General features: G+C 62.7%; 6 protein-coding genes, 4 rRNA genes and 1 pseudogene. All 11 read left to right on the forward strand.

Features of this window, described 5'->3' with window-relative positions; all coding sequences use genetic code 11:
- The first annotated feature begins 50 nt into the window (after window positions 1-50).
- The 11 genes and pseudogenes from rrf (BWQ92_RS11560) (at window position 51) to BWQ92_RS11610 (ending at window position 18,481) form a co-directional block, all read left to right on the forward strand.
- Window positions 51-167 (forward strand): 5S ribosomal RNA (gene rrf, locus BWQ92_RS11560).
- Between the two features lie 268 nt (window positions 168-435).
- On the forward strand, window positions 436-1,758 hold the full coding sequence (locus BWQ92_RS11565; protein ID WP_157365141.1) for an ISL3 family transposase: 1,323 nt from the start codon (window positions 436-438) through the stop codon (window positions 1,756-1,758).
- Between the two features lie 149 nt (window positions 1,759-1,907).
- Entirely contained in the window at window positions 1,908-3,551 is a 1,644-nt protein-coding gene (locus BWQ92_RS11570) for an IS1634 family transposase (RefSeq protein WP_076799662.1), read from the forward strand.
- A gap of 115 nt (window positions 3,552-3,666) precedes the next feature.
- A pseudogene (locus BWQ92_RS11575) lies at window positions 3,667-5,208 on the forward strand (IS1634 family transposase); the annotation flags it as partial.
- A 1,029-nt stretch (window positions 5,209-6,237) separates the two neighbouring features.
- A 16S ribosomal RNA gene (locus tag BWQ92_RS11580) occupies window positions 6,238-7,763 on the forward strand.
- Window positions 7,764-8,257: 494 nt separating this feature from the next.
- Window positions 8,258-11,385: ribosomal RNA gene (locus BWQ92_RS11585) — 23S ribosomal RNA — on the forward strand.
- Between the two features lie 170 nt (window positions 11,386-11,555).
- A 5S ribosomal RNA gene (rrf, locus tag BWQ92_RS11590) occupies window positions 11,556-11,672 on the forward strand.
- Together the 16S, 23S and 5S rRNA genes form the textbook arrangement of a ribosomal RNA operon.
- 390 nt (window positions 11,673-12,062) lie before the next feature.
- Window positions 12,063-13,385 carry an ISL3 family transposase gene (locus BWQ92_RS11595; protein ID WP_157365141.1) on the forward strand — a complete coding sequence of 441 codons (1,323 nt, stop codon included), beginning with the start codon at window positions 12,063-12,065 and terminating at the stop codon, window positions 13,383-13,385.
- 492 nt (window positions 13,386-13,877) lie between these two features.
- Window positions 13,878-14,162 carry an HU family DNA-binding protein gene (locus BWQ92_RS11600; RefSeq protein ID WP_076799663.1) on the forward strand — a complete coding sequence of 95 codons (285 nt, stop codon included), beginning with the start codon at window positions 13,878-13,880 and terminating at the stop codon, window positions 14,160-14,162.
- A 183-nt stretch (window positions 14,163-14,345) separates the two neighbouring features.
- The gene (locus BWQ92_RS11605) at window positions 14,346-16,469 is read left to right on the forward strand and encodes a cytochrome c oxidase assembly protein (protein ID WP_236783216.1); all 2,124 of its coding nucleotides are present in this window, start codon (window positions 14,346-14,348) and stop codon (window positions 16,467-16,469) included.
- On the forward strand, window positions 16,469-18,481 hold the full coding sequence (locus BWQ92_RS11610; RefSeq protein ID WP_076799665.1) for an NHL domain-containing thioredoxin family protein: 2,013 nt from the start codon (window positions 16,469-16,471) through the stop codon (window positions 18,479-18,481). The genes BWQ92_RS11605 and BWQ92_RS11610 overlap by 1 nt, the downstream gene beginning before the upstream one ends.
- Window positions 18,482-18,545: the final 64 nt, after the last annotated feature.

An 18,545-nucleotide genomic window follows, 5' to 3' on the forward strand; every position in this document is an offset into this window, starting at 1 on the left:
CTTCCCACCCCCGCCGGCACACGCCAAAAAGGGGGTTCGGGTAACAGGGTTACGGCGGTCATAGCGTGGGGGAAACGCCCGGTCCCATTCCGAACCCGGAAGCTAAGACCCACAGCGCCGATGGTACTGCACCCGGGAGGGTGTGGGAGAGTAGGTCACCGCCGGACAACCATTAGGTCGAGAGCCCCAACCAAGCAATTGGTCGGGGCTCTCCCGCATTTAAAACACCACTCTCCCCGGCCCTCAGGCCCCGACATCTGCGTCGGGGCCTGAGCCGTTTACGGGCCCTTCGCAGATGAGCGTGGTTAGGGCGGTCTGAGACTTCCGCCGCGGCGTTGGACGTTTTCCGGTACGGCGTGGTGCGGCAGGAAAGAGGTCAGGGCCTCTTTGAATTGGTTGCGACCAAGCAAACCAATACCCAAAAGAGACCCTGACATGAATAACTCTATGTCTTGTTCCCACGGCCGGTGGTGCACGCGCGCGGATACGCTGCTCGGTGTTGAGGGCATCCACATCAGCTCTGTCACGGCGACCGGGGCCGGCCTCGTTCTGGGCGTCGAGACCGGGGAAGACGTCACCGGTTGTCCGGACTGCGGCGTCGTTGCCGTGGGCCACGGCCGCCGGCCGGTCCGGCTCCACGACATCCCGTGTTTCGGCCGGCCGGTGCGGCTGCTCTGGGCGAAGCGCGTCTGGCGATGCCCGGACCCTGACTGCCCCAGAACGACGTTCACCGAGGAGCATCCAATGGCGGTATCCCGAGCGAAACTCACGACCAGGGCAGTCGGGTGGGCGACCGATGCGCTGCAGCGTTTCGACACCTCGGTTTCCGCTCTGGCCCATCAGCTCGGCGTTTCGTGGCACACCATCTGGGACGCTGTCCGAGTGGAAGCCTCCCGCCGGATCGCAGCGACGGACCGGCTGACAGGGGTGGACGCGCTCGGGGTTGATGAGCACGTCTGGTCCCACATCGGCCCACCGGGATCCGGCATGGTCACCGGGATCGTGGACCACACGCGCGACGCCCACGGTGTGGTGCACGCCAGGTTGCTGGACCTTGTCCCGGGCCGGTCCGGGAAGGCCTACGCCGACTGGCTCAAAGAGCGCGGGACCGGGTTCACCGCCGGAATCAAAACGGCTGCGCTGGATCCCTTCCGCGGCTACGCCAACGCGATCCGCGACGAGCTGCCCGAAGCCATCACCGTCCTGGATGCCTTCCATGTCGTGAAGTTAGGCTCAGCCATGGTCGATGAGGTCCGCCGCCGGGTCCAGCAGGACACCCTCGGGCACCGCGGCCGCAAGGGCGATCCGCTCTACGGCATCCGCCGGACCTTGCAGATCGGGGCCGAACACCTCACCGACAAACAGGCCGCCCGGCTCGACGCGAAGCTCACCCTCGGGGACCCGGACCACGAAGTCAGCCTGGCCTGGCAGTGCTACCAGAAGCTCCGAAACATCTACCACGCCAGACCGGAGAAGGGCCGCCAACTCGTCAGCGAGGTGATGGCCCAATTCCCGACCTGCCCGATCCCGGAAGTCGCCCGGCTCGGCAGGACACTCAAACAATGGAAGGCAGCGATCCTGGCCTACTTCGACACCTTCGGCGCCTCCAACGGCCCCACCGAAGCGATCAATGGGGTCATCGAAACCACCCGCAGAATAGCCCGCGGCTTCCGCAACTTCACCAACTACAGACTCCGATGCCTACTCGCAGCCGGCGGCCACCGCCCCTACCGAATCAACCAGACAAACCATGCCTAAATGCGAAGGGCCCGTTTAGGGCCGCCGCCCGTCGGCCTGAGTTGGCTCACGGGTCGTGGTTTCGCGGTCGCGCAACGCTCTGACCTGCGGTGATGTCGGCGGAATGGTGCTTTTTCACGCACTAAGGGGTTTTGTTTTAGTGTCACGGTGTGGCGTTCATCAGGAGGGTGCGGACGGCCTCGGGAGCGACGGCCGTGCAGATCGCCGAGTACGTCCGTGGCCGGCAGCGGATTGTGGAGCACGTCGGCTCGGCGCATACGGAGGCCGAACTCGGCATGCTGCTGCAGCGCGCCCGTGAGCTGCTGGACAACCCTGCCCAGGGCGTCCTCGAGCTCGGTATCGAGCCCACGCCTTCGGTGAAAGGCCTGGTCGCCCCGGTCGGCGATTCGGGTCTGTTCACCGTTCCTGACGCGGCGGTATCAGCCGATCGTGACGGTCCCGGACGTGTGGTCGGCACGGACTCCAGGATCCTGTTCGATGCGCTGGCCGGCGTGTTCACGGCGTTGGGGTTTGATGGGCTGGATGATGAGGTGTTCCGGGACCTGGTGATCGCCCGGGTGGTCGAACCGACATCGCTGCTGGATGCCGGGAGAGTCCTGCGGGACCTGGGCCAATCCGCGGCCAGCTACGCGACGATGAAACGAACCCTCGGCCGCGCGGCTGCGGGCAAGTACCGGGACCGGATCGCGACCTGGTGCTTCCAGCACGCCAGCACCAGCGGCGACATTTCCCTGGTGCTCTACGACGTCACCACGCTCTACTTCGAGGCCGAGAAGGAAGACGAGCTGCGAAAGGTCGGCTATTCCAAGGAACGCTGCGTCGATCCCCAGATCGTCGTCGGCCTGCTCGTTGACCGGGGCGGGTTCCCGCTGGAGATCGGCTGCTTTGAAGGCAACAAGGCCGAGACCGCGACCATGATCCCGATCATCAAGCAGTTCCAGGCCCGCCACCAGCTGGCCGACATGGTCGTCGTGGCCGATGCCGGCATGGTCTCCGCGGGCAATCTGCGCGAACTGGACGAGGCGAACCTGCGGTTCATCGTCGGCTCCCGGATGACCAAGGCCCCCACCGACCTGGCCTCGCACTTCCGCTGGCACGGCGACGCGTTCACCGACGGGCAACTGATCGACACCATCACACCCAGAACCGGCCACACGAAGGAGAACAACCCCGACCTCCGTGCCGAACCCGTCTGGGACCCCGCCACGAATCCCGGCTCTTGGCGGGCGGTGTGGGCCTACTCCCGCAAGAGAGCGGTCCGCGACGCGACCACCCTCACGGCCCAGGAGAACCGGGCCCGCGAGGTCATCGAGGGACAGAAAGCGGCCCGGACCCCGCGCTTCGTCAAGACCGCCGGCGGCAAACGATGCCTCGACGAGGCATCACTGACACGAGCCCGGCAACTCGCCGGCCTGAAAGGCTACGTCACGAACATCCCCGCTAACGTCATGACGGCTACGGAAGTCATCGGTTCTTACCACGACCTCTGGCACGTCGAGCAGTCCTTCCGGATGAGCAAAACAGACCTCCGGGCCAGACCCATGTTCCACCGCACCCGCGACGCAATCGAGGCACACCTGACGATCGTGTTCACCGCGCTGGCCGTCTCCCGAACCATCCAGAACAGAACCGGGCTCGCGGTCGCCAACGTCATCAAGCAGCTCCGGCCCCTGCGCTCAGCGACCATCGCCATCAACGGCACCACACAACGATTCGCTCCCGACATCAGCGCAGAGCAGCAAGCCATCCTCGACGCGATTCACGGCCCAAAAAGTCACGCACTAAGGAAATGAGCCAAGTCAGGTCAGAGGTTCGCCCCCGACATCAACACCGAGCAGCAAGCCGTCCTCGACGCGATCCAAAAGCCAAAATTTCACGCACTAAAGAAATGAGCCAAGTCAGGCGGAACACATCGGCTCGGCGCATACGGAGGCCGAACTCGGCATGCTGCTCGAGCGCGCCCGGGAACTGCTGGCCAACCCTGCCCAGGGCGTCCTCGATCTCGGTATCGAGCCAACGCCTCCGGTGAAAGGCCTCGTTACCCCGGTCGGCGATCCGGGTCTGTTCACCGTTCCCGACGCGGCGACGTCAGCCGGTCGTGACGGTCCCGGACGGGTGGTCGGCACCGACTCCAGGATCCTGTCCGACGCGCTGGCCGGCGTGTTCACAGCGTTGGGGTTTGATGGGCTGGATGATGAGGTGTTCCGCGACCTGGTGATCGCCCGGGTCGTCGAACCGACATCGCTGCTGGACGCCGGCAGAGTTCTGCGGGACCTGGGCCAACCCGCGGCCAGCTACGCAACGATGAAGCGCACCCTCGGCCGCGCGGCTGCGGGCAAGTACCGGGACCGGATCGCGACCTGGTGCTTCCAGCACGCCAGCACCAGCGGCGACATTTCCCTGGTGCTCTACGACGTCACCACCCTCTACTTCGAGGCCGAAAAGGAAGACGAGCTGCGGAAGGTCGGGTACTCCAAGGAACGCTGCGTCGATCCCCAGATCGTCGTCGACCTGCTCGTGGACCGCGGCGGGTTCCCGCTGGAGATCGGCTGCTTCGAAGGCAACAAGGCCGAAACCTCGACCATGATCCCGATCATCAAGCAGTTCCAGGCCCGCCACCACCTGGCCGACATGGTCGTCGTGGCCGATGCCGGCATGGTCTCCGCGGGCAATCTGCGCGAACTGGACGAGGCGAACCTGCGGTTCATCGTCGGCTCCCGGATGACGAAGGCACCGACCGGCCTGGCCTCGCACTTCCGCTGGCACGGCGACGCGTTCACCGACGGGCAGCTGATCGACACGATCACACCCAGAACCGGCCACACGAAGGAGAATAACCCCGACCTGCGCGCCGAACCCGTCTGGGACCCCGGTTCATGGCGGGCGGTATGGGCCTACTCGAGGAAGAGAGCGGTCCGAGACGCCACGACCCTCACCGCCCAGGAGAACCGAGCCCGCGAGGTGATCGAGGGACAGAAAGCGGCCCGGACTCCACGCTTCGTGAAGACCTCGGGCGGCAAACGCAGCCTCGACGAGGCATCTCTGACGCGCGCCCGGCAGCTGGCCGGCCTGAAAGGCTACGTAACCAACATCCCGGCAACGGTCATGGCTGCAGGGGAGGTCATCGGTTCCTACCACGACCTGTGGCACGTCGAGCAGTCCTTCCGGATGAGCAAAACAGACCTCAGGGCCAGGCCCATGTTCCACCGCACCCGCGACGCCATCGAGGCACACCTGACGATTGTGTTCACCGCGCTGGCCGTCTCCAGAACCATCCAGAACAGAACCGGACTGGCGGTTGCCAACGTCATTAAGCAACTCCGGCCGCTGCGCTCGGCGACCATCGCCATCAACGGCACCACTCAGAGGTTCGCCCCCGACATCAACACGGAACAGCAAGCCATCCTCGACGCGATCCAGGAGCCAAAATTTCACGCACTAAGGAAATGAGCCAAGTCAGGTCGGGGCCTGAGCCGTTTAGGGCCGCCGCCCGTCGGGATGTTCCGGCTCCCGGGAGGCAACTGCCAGCCGGTGCGTCAACTACTGACCGCGGTGCGAATGAGCGGTGGTGGCTCCACAACCGGCCGTGCCGGCAGCTCCGCCGGCACCGTTCTGCAGATCCTTCATCCCTATATCCCCCGCCGTTATCCCCACCGCGCTCCAGGCCGGGTGGCGGTGGCCGTGGCTGTTCAGGCCGCTGACGCCGGCTGTTTGGTTCCCAGGTTTCAGTCCCGGATGTTTTGGTGAGGAACTTCATCCACAGCAGCTTCCGGACGTATCGGGACTGTGGTTTGTGGAGGCCGTGTTGTGGGCGGACATGCTGCGGGCTGTCGGCATCGGGCCAGCAGCCAGGACGTCCGGTTGGCCGGGAGGCCTCCGGGTGAACGGGGTCAACAGCCGCCGGCCCGGGCCAGCATGCCCTACTGTGACGCGGTCCATAAAACTGATTCGGGCCGTGATGACCCGGTTGACCGCCGTGGACGGCCCAAGAACCCCGGTAATTCAAGGGTTTTGCTGTGCGTCCTGCGCGTTTTTGGTTGGGTTGCGGTGGGGGTGGGGTGGGTGTATTGTTTTCTGAGTCGCCGCGAGGGAGACAGCGAAGAGCTGGTAACCGTGGGCGGCCAAATCCCCGAAATCAAGACCGGAATCCAGTGACTCTTTGGGTTGCTTGGGTGTGGTGGGGCTGGTTTTCCTGCTGATGAGAATCCTGAGACACGGATTTGCGTCGGGGAGTGAAACCGGGTAAGTTTGAAAAGTTGCTCCGGAGCGATCCTGAACGTTGGTTTGGGTGGTGCCGGGTGTGTCTGTTGTTTGAGAACTCAATAGTGTGCCAAGTTTATTGATACCGATTTTTTATTGATTGGTTGAATTGCCGGGCCGCCCACCCCCGTGGTGTGGTCTGGTGTTTTGGCTGGTTTCAAATTTTGTGCAGCCGGGTGTGGTGTTATTTCCATTGTGCCTGGTTGTGTCTGTTTTACTTCAACGGAGAGTTTGATCCTGGCTCAGGATGAACGCTGGCGGCGTGCTTAACACATGCAAGTCGAACGATGATCCGGTGCTTGCACCGGGGATTAGTGGCGAACGGGTGAGTAACACGTGAGTAACCTGCCCTTGACTCTGGGATAAGCCTGGGAAACTGGGTCTAATACCGGATATGACTCCTCATCGCATGGTGGGGGGTGGAAAGCTTTTGCGGTTTTGGATGGACTCGCGGCCTATCAGCTTGTTGGTGAGGTAATGGCTTACCAAGGCGACGACGGGTAGCCGGCCTGAGAGGGTGACCGGCCACACTGGGACTGAGACACGGCCCAGACTCCTACGGGAGGCAGCAGTGGGGAATATTGCACAATGGGCGCAAGCCTGATGCAGCGACGCCGCGTGAGGGATGACGGCCTTCGGGTTGTAAACCTCTTTCAGTAGGGAAGAAGCGAAAGTGACGGTACCTGCAGAAGAAGCGCCGGCTAACTACGTGCCAGCAGCCGCGGTAATACGTAGGGCGCAAGCGTTATCCGGAATTATTGGGCGTAAAGAGCTCGTAGGCGGTTTGTCGCGTCTGCCGTGAAAGTCCGGGGCTCAACTCCGGATCTGCGGTGGGTACGGGCAGACTAGAGTGATGTAGGGGAGACTGGAATTCCTGGTGTAGCGGTGAAATGCGCAGATATCAGGAGGAACACCGATGGCGAAGGCAGGTCTCTGGGCATTAACTGACGCTGAGGAGCGAAAGCATGGGGAGCGAACAGGATTAGATACCCTGGTAGTCCATGCCGTAAACGTTGGGCACTAGGTGTGGGGGACATTCCACGTTTTCCGCGCCGTAGCTAACGCATTAAGTGCCCCGCCTGGGGAGTACGGCCGCAAGGCTAAAACTCAAAGGAATTGACGGGGGCCCGCACAAGCGGCGGAGCATGCGGATTAATTCGATGCAACGCGAAGAACCTTACCAAGGCTTGACATGGACCGGATCGCCGCAGAAATGTGGTTTCTCCTTTTGGGGCCGGTTCACAGGTGGTGCATGGTTGTCGTCAGCTCGTGTCGTGAGATGTTGGGTTAAGTCCCGCAACGAGCGCAACCCTCGTTCCATGTTGCCAGCACGTGATGGTGGGGACTCATGGGAGACTGCCGGGGTCAACTCGGAGGAAGGTGGGGACGACGTCAAATCATCATGCCCCTTATGTCTTGGGCTTCACGCATGCTACAATGGCCGGTACAAAGGGTTGCGATACTGTGAGGTGGAGCTAATCCCAAAAAGCCGGTCTCAGTTCGGATTGGGGTCTGCAACTCGACCCCATGAAGTCGGAGTCGCTAGTAATCGCAGATCAGCAACGCTGCGGTGAATACGTTCCCGGGCCTTGTACACACCGCCCGTCAAGTCACGAAAGTTGGTAACACCCGAAGCCGGTGGCCTAACCCCTTGTGGGAGGGAGCCGTCGAAGGTGGGACTGGCGATTGGGACTAAGTCGTAACAAGGTAGCCGTACCGGAAGGTGCGGCTGGATCACCTCCTTTCTAAGGAGCACCTACAGCATGGTGGCCGGGTGTATGCCTGGTGGCTGGTGCTGTCAGGAGTAAAGGCCCGCAGCACAGACGGATGTTCTGTGGCGGGTGCTCATGGGTGGAATATCAATAAATAGCTGCCGGACGGTTCGTTGTCCCTGGTTTAGTACGGTCGGTGCCTTTGCGGGTGCTGTCCTGGAACGGCGGGGCGGGGGTTGTTTGGTTTGGTGTTTGGCACACTGTTGGGTCCTGAGGCAACAGGGCCGGGAGGGGTTGTTCTTTCCCGGGTTGTTTGTTTCTGGTTTCCTGGCTGCACCGATCGCATGCACTGAAAGTGTGTGTGGGATGTGTGGTACGGGGTTGTTGTTTGAGAACTACATAGTGGACGCGAGCATCTTGTATAAGAAGCAATTTCCAAGATATTAGAACCTGGATCTGGCCGGATGCCCTTGTGGGTGTGTGGTTGGTTTCTGTGGTTCTCTCGAGAAAATGTTTTTGATCTTTGTGGTCAAGTTTTTAAGAGCACACGGTGGATGCCTTGGCATTAGGAGCCGAAGAAGGACGTAGGAATCTGCGATAAGCCTGGGGGAGTCGATAACCGGACTGTGATCCCAGGGTGTCCGAATGGGGAAACCCCGCCAGGCGCGTGAGTGACCTGGTGACCCGCATCTGAACACATAGGGTGCGTGGAGGGAACGCGGGGAAGTGAAACATCTCAGTACCCGCAGGAAGAGAAAACAACAGTGATTCCGTTAGTAGTGGCGAGCGAACGCGGATCAGGCTAAACCGTTTCCATGTGTGATAGCCGGCGGGCGTTGCATGGGCGGGGTTGTGGGACTTGTTGTCCTGGTTCTGCCGGACCGGGGAGGTGAGGGTGCTGGTATAGGTGAACGGTCTTGAAAGGCCGGCCGTAGAGGGTGTTAGCCCCGTAACCGTAATGCTGTGCACCGCCTTTGATGAGTATCCCAAGTAGCACGGGGCCCGAGAAATCCCGTGTGAATCTGTCAGGACCACCTGATAAGCCTAAATACTCCCTAATGACCGATAGCGGACCAGTACCGTGAGGGAAAGGTGAAAAGTACCCCGGGAGGGGAGTGAAACAGTACCTGAAACCGTGTGCTTACAATCCGTCGGAGCAGCCTTGTAGTTGTGACGGCGTGCCTTTTGAAGAATGAGCCTGCGAGTTAGTGTTACGTCGCGAGGTTAACCCGTGTGGGGAAGCCGTAGCGAAAGCGAGTCTGAACAGGGCGTTGCAGTGGCGTGATCTAGACCCGAAGCGAAGTGATCTACCCATGGCCAGGTTGAAGCGACGGTAAGACGTCGTGGAGGACCGAACCCACTTCAGTTGAAAATGGAGGGGATGAGCTGTGGGTAGGGGTGAAAGGCCAATCAAACTTCGTGATAGCTGGTTCTCCCCGAAATGCATTTAGGTGCAGCGTTGCGTGTTTCTTTCCGGAGGTAGAGCTACTGGATGGCTAATGGGCCCTACAAGGTTACTGACGTCAGCCAAACTCCGAATGCCGGTAAGTGAGAGCGCAGCAGTGAGACTGTGGGGGATAAGCTTCATAGTCGAGAGGGAAACAGCCCAGACCACCAACTAAGGCCCCTAAGCGTGTGCTAAGTGGGAAAGGATGTGGAGTTGCTCAGACAACCAGGAGGTTGGCTTAGAAGCAGCCATCCTTAAAAGAGTGCGTAATAGCTCACTGGTCAAGTGATTCCGCGCCGACAATGTAGCGGGGCTCAAGTACACCGCCGAAGTTGTGGCATTCACACATGTTCTAAGCCTTTGTGGTTCAGGAGTGTGGATGGGTAGGGGAGCGTCGTGTGGGCGGTGAAGTCGCGGTGTAAACCAGCGGTGGAGCCTACACGAGTGAGAATGCAGGCATGAGTAGCGAAAGACGGGTGAGAAACCCGTCCGCCGGATGATCAAGGGTTCCAGGGTCAAGCTAATCTGCCCTGGGTAAGTCGGGACCTAAGGCGAGGCCGACAGGCGTAGTCGATGGACAACGGGTTGATATTCCCGTACCGGCGAAAAACCGCCCATGTTGAACAGGGGATACTAACCGCCCGAGACCTGCCTGACCGTCCTTTGGACGGAAGGGTTTTGGTGGAGCGCGGGACCTGATCCTGGGAGGCAAGCGTATTAACAGGTGTGACGCAGGAAGGTAGCCGAGCCGGGCGATGGTTGTCCCGGTCCAAGGATGTAGGGCGAACGGTAGGCAAATCCGCTGTTCATGTGCCTGAGATCTGACGGGACTCCCGTAAAGGGGGGATTCGGTGATCCTATGCTGCCTAGAAAAGCATCGGCGCGAGGTTTTAGCCGCCCGTACCCCAAACCGACACAGGTGATCAGGTAGAGAATACTAAGGCGATCGAGAGAATTATGGTTAAGGAACTCGGCAAAATGCCCCCGTAACTTCGGGAGAAGGGGGGCCCCAACCTTGAACGGCACACGCTGCCGGGAGGGGATCGGGGCCGCAGAGACCAGGGGGAAGCGACTGTTTACTAAAAACACAGGTCCGTGCGAAGTCGCAAGACGATGTATACGGACTGACTCCTGCCCGGTGCTGGAAGGTTAAGAGGACCGGTTAGCCCTTCAGGGCGAAGCTGAGAATTTAAGCCCCAGTAAACGGCGGTGGTAACTATAACCATCCTAAGGTAGCGAAATTCCTTGTCGGGTAAGTTCCGACCTGCACGAATGGAGTAACGACTTCCCCGCTGTCTCAACCATAAACTCGGCGAAATTGCAGTACGAGTAAAGATGCTCGTTACGCGCAGCAGGACGGAAAGACCCCGAGACCTTTACTATAGTTTGGTATTGGTGTTCGGAGTGGCTTGTGTAGGATAGGTGGGAGACGTTGAAGCCCGGACGCCAGTTCGGGTGGAGTCATCGTTGAAATACCACTCTGGTCACTTTGGACATCTAACTTCGGCCCGTAATCCGGGTCAGGGACAGTGCCTGATGGGTAGTTTAACTGGGGCGGTTGCCTCCTAAAAAGTAACGGAGGCGCCCAAAGGTTCCCTCAGCCTGGTTGGCAATCAGGTGTCGAGTGTAAGTGCACAAGGGAGCTTGACTGTGAGAGAGACATCTCGAGCAGGGACGAAAGTCGGGACTAGTGATCCGGCGGTACATTGTGGAATGGCCGTCGCTCAACGGATAAAAGGTACCTCGGGGATAACAGGCTGATCTTGCCCAAGAGTCCATATCGACGGCATGGTTTGGCACCTCGATGTCGGCTCGTCGCATCCTGGGGCTGGAGTAGGTCCCAAGGGTTGGGCTGTTCGCCCATTAAAGCGGTACGCGAGCTGGGTTTAGAACGTCGTGAGACAGTTCGGTCCCTATCCGCTGCGCGCGCAGGAAATTTGAGAAGGGCTGTCCTTAGTACGAGAGGACCGGGACGGACGAACCTCTGGTGTGTCAGTTGTACTGCCAAGTGCACCGCTGATTAGCTACGTTCGGATGGGATAACCGCTGAAAGCATCTAAGCGGGAAGCTCGCTTCAAGATGAGATTTCCATACACTTTTTGTGTGAGAGGCCCCCAGCCAGACCACTGGGTTGATAGGCCGGATGTGGAAGCGAGGACTAACGACTCGTGAAGCTGACCGGTACTAATAGGCCAACAACTTGACCCCTCACAAGAAACACAACTGCTTGCGTCCACTATGTGGTTCCCAACCAACAAACCCCCCGGCGGGTTTGCTGGCAGGAACCAAAGATAACTGAATACAACACCACAAGTTGGTAACCACAGTCTTCCCACCCCCGCCGGCACACGCCAAAAAGGGGGTTCGGGTAACAGGGTTACGGCGGTCATAGCGTGGGGGAAACGCCCGGTCCCATTCCGAACCCGGAAGCTAAGACCCACAGCGCCGATGGTACTGCACCCGGGAGGGTGTGGGAGAGTAGGTCACCGCCGGACAACCATTAGGTCGAGAGCCCCAACCAGTCACCTGGTCGGGGCTCTCCCGCATTTAAGCGGCCTATCCTCTCCGCAGCACGCGGCCAGCGGAAGGCGAGGGAGGGCCTGTGTCGAGGCGCCGGGACGTGACGGAGGGTCAGTGTCAACCCGGCAAGACCTGAGGAAGGGTCTGGTTCGAGGCGGCAGGAGCTGATGGAGGGTTTGGTCTGAGGCGGCAGGAGCTGATGGAGGGTTTGGTGGCCCTTCGCAGATGAGCGTGGTTAGGGCGGTCTGAGACTTCCGCCGCGGCGTTGGACGTTTTCCGGTACGGCGTGGTGCGGCAGGAAAGAGGTCAGGGCCTCTTTGAATTGGTTGCGACCAAGCAAACCAATACCCAAAAGAGACCCTGACATGAATAACTCTATGTCTTGTTCCCACGGCCGGTGGTGCACGCGCGCGGATACGCTGCTCGGTGTTGAGGGCATCCACATCAGCTCTGTCACGGCGACCGGGGCCGGCCTCGTTCTGGGCGTCGAGACCGGGGAAGACGTCACCGGTTGTCCGGACTGCGGCGTCGTTGCCGTGGGCCACGGCCGCCGGCCGGTCCGGCTCCACGACATCCCGTGTTTCGGCCGGCCGGTGCGGCTGCTCTGGGCGAAGCGCGTCTGGCGATGCCCGGACCCTGACTGCCCCAGAACGACGTTCACCGAGGAGCATCCAATGGCGGTATCCCGAGCGAAACTCACGACCAGGGCAGTCGGGTGGGCGACCGATGCGCTGCAGCGTTTCGACACCTCGGTTTCCGCTCTGGCCCATCAGCTCGGCGTTTCGTGGCACACCATCTGGGACGCTGTCCGAGTGGAAGCCTCCCGCCGGATCGCAGCGACGGACCGGCTGACAGGGGTGGACGCGCTCGGGGTTGATGAGCACGTCTGGTCCCACATCGGCCCACCGGGATCCGGCATGGTCACCGGGATCGTGGACCACACGCGCGACGCCCACGGTGTGGTGCACGCCAGGTTGCTGGACCTTGTCCCGGGCCGGTCCGGGAAGGCCTACGCCGACTGGCTCAAAGAGCGCGGGACCGGGTTCACCGCCGGAATCAAAACGGCTGCGCTGGATCCCTTCCGCGGCTACGCCAACGCGATCCGCGACGAGCTGCCCGAAGCCATCACCGTCCTGGATGCCTTCCATGTCGTGAAGTTAGGCTCAGCCATGGTCGATGAGGTCCGCCGCCGGGTCCAGCAGGACACCCTCGGGCACCGCGGCCGCAAGGGCGATCCGCTCTACGGCATCCGCCGGACCTTGCAGATCGGGGCCGAACACCTCACCGACAAACAGGCCGCCCGGCTCGACGCGAAGCTCACCCTCGGGGACCCGGACCACGAAGTCAGCCTGGCCTGGCAGTGCTACCAGAAGCTCCGAAACATCTACCACGCCAGACCGGAGAAGGGCCGCCAACTCGTCAGCGAGGTGATGGCCCAATTCCCGACCTGCCCGATCCCGGAAGTCGCCCGGCTCGGCAGGACACTCAAACAATGGAAGGCAGCGATCCTGGCCTACTTCGACACCTTCGGCGCCTCCAACGGCCCCACCGAAGCGATCAATGGGGTCATCGAAACCACCCGCAGAATAGCCCGCGGCTTCCGCAACTTCACCAACTACAGACTCCGATGCCTACTCGCAGCCGGCGGCCACCGCCCCTACCGAATCAACCAGACAAACCATGCCTAAATGCGAAGGGCCGGTTTGGTCTGAGGCGGCAGGATCTGAGAGAGCGTCGGGTTTGAGGCGGCAGGATGTGATGACGCGTTGGGTTAGAAGCCGCAGAAAGTGATACAGCGTCCCGGGTTAGCCGATCGATTGAAACGCTCCCTCAGATCCTGCAAGTTTTTCACCGACCCTCCTTCAGATCCTGCCGCTATTTTCCTGACGCGCCGGGCTTGAGGCGGCGAGACGTAAGGAGGCATCGGGTTCGAGGCGGCAGGATGTGAGGAAGTGTTTCGTTGGCTCCCGCGGGCAGAGGAGCCGGCGGAAGGAAAGGAAACTGGCCGAAGACCGGCTGAAGGCTGAAAATCCTCGAAATACCGGTGATTTAGGTCAAAAAGTCGCGGAAACACGCGGAATTTGCCCTCCTCATGGGTGCAAGCTGGTAAGTTTTCGAACAGTGGCTTGCACGCACGCCGCGTGAAGGCTCCAGAATCAAGAGCGTCCAGGAGGACATACATGGCTAAGAACCGTAGTGAACTTGTTGCAGAGGTAGCAGGCAAGGCCGGCACCAGCCAGGCAGCCGTCAACTCCGTGCTCGATGCACTGTTCGAGGTTTTCGAATCTTCTGTCGCCGCCGGCGAGAAGATCACCATCCCGGGCTGGCTCGCAGTTGAGCGCACCGACCGTGCAGCCCGCACTGGCCGCAACCCGCAGACCGGCGAAACCATCCAGATTGCAGCCGGCCACAGCGTCAAGCTGACCGCAGGCTCCAAGCTGAAGGCCGCTGTCTCCAAGAAGTAGTCTTTTCGCAGTTCAGGAGGAGCGGCACCCCACGGGTAGCCGCTCCTCCTGCCTTTAACCCCCAGTGCGCCTAACCCTCGATTCGCAGCCTCGGCGGCGGTAGCGGACAATGGATAGGTGCCTGCAGCAGCAAAACCCCTTACTCCGCAACCCGCGCCCGATTCGGGCACGCGGGGCACTGACATGGCCTTCGGCGTTCCGCGGGCGTGGCAGCTGGCCGGACTCGGTGCCCTCATCCTCGGCCTGGTGGCCGCATTGCTGTTCTCCGGCGCCGCTGCCGCCCGTGAGGTTTCCGACCCCGGCGCCCTGGTCCGGTGGGGGCTGCCGGTCAGCAAAACCATCCACAACGTCTCGCTGGCCGCCGTCATCGGCGGGCTCATTTTCGCCGCGGGCATTCTGCCGCACAAGGTCGGCGGATCCCGGTCGAAGGAGGCCGACGCCCCGGAACACCCGGCCTTCACCCGCGCCCTTGCCATCGCGGCCGCTGCAGGCGTGGCGTGGACGTTGTCGGCCATCGCCGTGCTGGTCCTTACCTACTCGGATGTAGCTGGGCAGGGAGTCTCCGGGGACGCCGAGTACACCCGCGCCCTCGTTTTCTTCATGACAGACATCGAAACCGGGCGCGCCTGGCTGGCCGTCACGATCATCGCCGCCGTGGTGACAACCGCCCTCTTCGGAGTCCGTTCACTGACAGGCCTGGCATTCACGCTGCTGCTGGCACTGATCGGCCTGGTCCCCACCGCGCTGATTGGCCACTCCGCCAGCTCCAACGACCATGAAGGCGCCATCAACTCCCTGGGCCTGCACCTGGTAGGGGTCAGCGTCTGGGTGGGCGGCATCATCCTGCTGGCCCTCCTCTCCGGCATCCTCGCCCCGCGCAACGCGGCCACCGCCGCCCGTAGCGGCCAGAGCGGCCAGGCCGGCCACCTGTCCCAGCCGGCAAGCCAGGAAATCACCGAACCGGTCCTCCGCCGGTTCTCCTCCCTTGCTGGCTTCGCCTTTGCGCTGGTCTTCGCCTCGGGCGTCATCAACGCCAGCATCCGGGTGACCAGCTGGACAGACCTGTTCGGCTCGGCCTACGGCCAGCTGATCCTCGCCAAGTCCGCTGCCACATTGGTACTGGGCGGGATCGGCTTCATGCACCGGCAGTGGGTCATCCCGCAGCTGACCCGCGCGGGATCGGCCCTGTCTGCCCGCCGCGTACTGTGGCAGCTGATTCTCATCGAACTCCTCATCATGGGCGCCACGTCCGGGATCGCAGTCGCACTGGGCCGCTCGGCGCCGCCGGAGCCCACCAGCTATGCCCCTGACGCCTCGCCAGCATTCATTCTCTCCGGCTACGAGCTGCCACCCGAGCTGACGCCCGAACGCTGGGTCACCGAATGGCGCCTGGACTGGCTCTGGGTCGCCGTGGCCGTCTTCGGCCTGGCGTCCTATCTCCTGGGCGTGGCCAAGGTCCGCGCACGCGGGGACAAGTGGCCCTGGTTCCGCACCGTGCCCTGGATCATCGGCCTTCTGGTGCTGACCTACATCACGTCGGGACCGCCGTCGGTATACGGCCGGGTACTGTTCTCCGCGCACATGGTGGACCACATGGCCCTCACCATGGTGGCCCCGATCTTCCTGGTGCTCGGTGCCCCCGTGACGCTTGCGCTCCGGGCACTTCCGGCACGGAAGGACGGCTCCCGCGGCCTCCGGGAGTGGCTCCTGCTGTTCGTGCATTCGAAGTTCTCGCAGGTGGTCACCCACCCGCTGTTCGCCGCCGCCAACTTCGCCGGCTCGATCGTGCTTTTTTATTACTCGGATCTGTTCAGCTTCGCGATGCGCGAGCATGTGGGCCACGAGCTGATGAACCTGCACTTTGCCCTGACGGGCTACATCTTCGTGCTCAGCATGATCGGCTCGGACCCGCTGCCCCGGCGTGCGCCGTACCCGCTGCGGCTCCTGCTGCTGCTGGCCACCATGGGCTTCCACGCCTTCTTCGGTGTGGCCATCATGGGCGGCACCAACCTGCTGGCGGCCGACTACTTCGGCAACCTCGGCCGCAGCTGGGGAGGGTCCGCGCTGCAGGACCAGCAAATGGGCGGCGCCGTGGCCTGGGGCATCGGCGAGGTGCCCACGCTGCTGGTGGCGATCGGCGTCGCCATCATGTGGTCGAAATCAGATGAACGCGAAACCCGGCGCACCGACCGGGCCGCGGACAGGAATAATGACGCCGATCTCACCGCTTACAACGATATGTTTGCCAAATTGGCTGAACGCGACGCCAAGCTGGCTGAACGCAACTCAAAGCTGGAAGGACGCTGATGAGCGAAACCGTACGCACCCACCTCCGGGTCCGCGCCTCCGAACTTGTAGGCCGCAACTGGCTGAACACCGGCGGCAAGTCTTTGGACCTGGAAGCCCTGCGCGGCAAGATCGTGCTCCTGGACTTCTGGACCTTCTGCTGCATCAACTGCCTCCATGTGCTGGACGAACTCCGGCCGCTGGAGGAAAAGTACTCCGACGTCCTGGTCACCGTGGGCGTCCACTCCCCGAAGTTCGAGCACGAGGCCGATCCTGTCGCGCTGGCCGCCGCCGTGGAACGCTACGAAATCCACCACCCGGTCCTGGACGACCCCGAACTGGAAACCTGGAAGGCCTACACGGCCCGCGCCTGGCCCACACTGGTGGTCATTGACCCCGAGGGCTACATCGTGGCGCACCTGTCAGGCGAAGGCCACGCTGACGGCCTCGGCGTGCTCATTCCCGAGCTGATTGCCGAGCACGAGGCCCGCGGTACCCTCCACCGCGGCAGCGGCCCCTACGTGGCCCCGGAGCCGACGTCCGGAACCCTGCGGTTCCCGGGCAAGGCCCTCTACCTGCCGTCCGGCCGTGGTTCGCAGTCCGCCAGTTCCGCGCCCGACGGCGGTGCTGCCGCCGGCAGCGCTGCAAACGGTGCCACTGACGCCGGCACCTGGCTGGTCACCGACACCGGGCACCACCGCGTCCTGGAGCTCGGCACCGACTTCCACACCGTGCTGAACACCTTCGGTTCCGGGGAGAAGGGCCACGCCGACGGCGCCGCCGGCACCGCCCGGTTCAACGAACCGCAGGGTCTTGTCCTGCTGCCGGAAGACGTGGCAGCCAAGACGGGCTACGACGTCGTAATTGCCGACTCCGTCAACCACCGCCTGCGGGGGCTGTCGCTGGCGGACGGTACCGTCACCACGCTCGTTGGCAGCGGCGTGCAGCGGCTCCTCGAGACCGGTCCCGCGCGCGTGGACGAGGACGCGGCCGGTTTCACCGGGCGCCTGGGGGACCATCCCCTGGATGTCGCCCTCAGCTCGCCGTGGGACGTTGTCTGGTCCAGCAAGCTGAACGCCGTGGTGATCGCCATGGCCGGCGTGCACCAGATCTTCAGCTACGAACCGCTCACCGGGGACGTCTCGATCATCGCCGGCAACGGGCTGGAAGGCCTGCTGGACGGGCCCGCCCACGAGGCATGGTTCGCGCAGCCATCAGGTGTGGCCGAGGACGCTGATGGAAATATCTGGGTGGCCGACTCCGAGACCTCTGCCCTGCGCAAGCTGGTGATCGACGACGACGGCACCGTCACCGTCGAATCCGCCGTGGGCAAGGGGCTCTTCGACTTCGGGTTCCGCGACGGCGACGCCTCCGCGGCGCGCCTGCAGCACCCGCTGGGCGTCACGGTGCTGCCTGACGGGTCCGTGGCGATCGCCGATACCTACAACGGTGCGGTGCGCCGCTACGACCCCGCTGCCAAAACCGTCTCCACGCTGGCGCGCGGCCTGGCCGAGCCGTCCGACGTGATCGTCGATCACACCCAGACAGCCGGCGCCGAGCCGCTGCTGGTGGTGGTCGAGGCGAACAAGCACCAGCTCGTGTACGTGCCCATCCCCAAGGAAGCACAGCAGGTGGATGAGGGCGCTTCCCAGACGCACCGGCCCAAGAGCCCCGTGGCGCCCGGCCTGCTGGAGCTCACGGTCCGCTTCACGGCACCCACCGGCCAGAAGCTCGACGACCGCTGGGGCGACCCCACCCAGCTGAAGATCTCCTCCACCCCGCCGGAGCTCATCGTGTCCGGCGGCGGGACCTCTGTTGGCCTGCTCCGCACGCTGGAACTGGCCTCCGACGTTCCGGAGGGCGTGCTGCACATTACCGCCCGGGCAGCCGCCTGCGACGGCCCGGAAACCGAGGACGGCGAGATTCCGGACCACGCGGCCTGCCACCTCTACCAGCAGGACTGGGGCATCCCCGTGGTGCTGCAGGCCGACGGCGACACCGACCTGGTGCTGGACCTCCGCGGCATGGACTAAGGTCCCGCGCTGCGAAGCAAAGGCTGCCGCCCGTGACCACGCGTCACGGGTGGCAGTCTTTTGC

The organism is Arthrobacter sp. QXT-31 (genome assembly GCF_001969265.1).
GTDB lineage: Bacteria > Actinomycetota > Actinomycetes > Actinomycetales > Micrococcaceae > Arthrobacter.

What these genes read in the sequence shown, in the direction of transcription:
- BWQ92_RS11565 (WP_157365141.1), top strand. Translation starts at nt 436, where the DNA reads ATGAATAACTCTATGTCTTGTTCCCACGGCCGGTGGTGCACGCGCGCG.
- BWQ92_RS11600 (WP_076799663.1), top strand. Translation starts at nt 13,878, where the DNA reads ATGGCTAAGAACCGTAGTGAACTTGTTGCAGAGGTAGCAGGCAAGGCC.
- BWQ92_RS11605 (WP_236783216.1), top strand. Translation starts at nt 14,346, where the DNA reads ATGGCCTTCGGCGTTCCGCGGGCGTGGCAGCTGGCCGGACTCGGTGCC.
- BWQ92_RS11610 (WP_076799665.1), top strand. Translation starts at nt 16,469, where the DNA reads ATGAGCGAAACCGTACGCACCCACCTCCGGGTCCGCGCCTCCGAACTT.
- BWQ92_RS11595 (WP_157365141.1), top strand. Translation starts at nt 12,063, where the DNA reads ATGAATAACTCTATGTCTTGTTCCCACGGCCGGTGGTGCACGCGCGCG.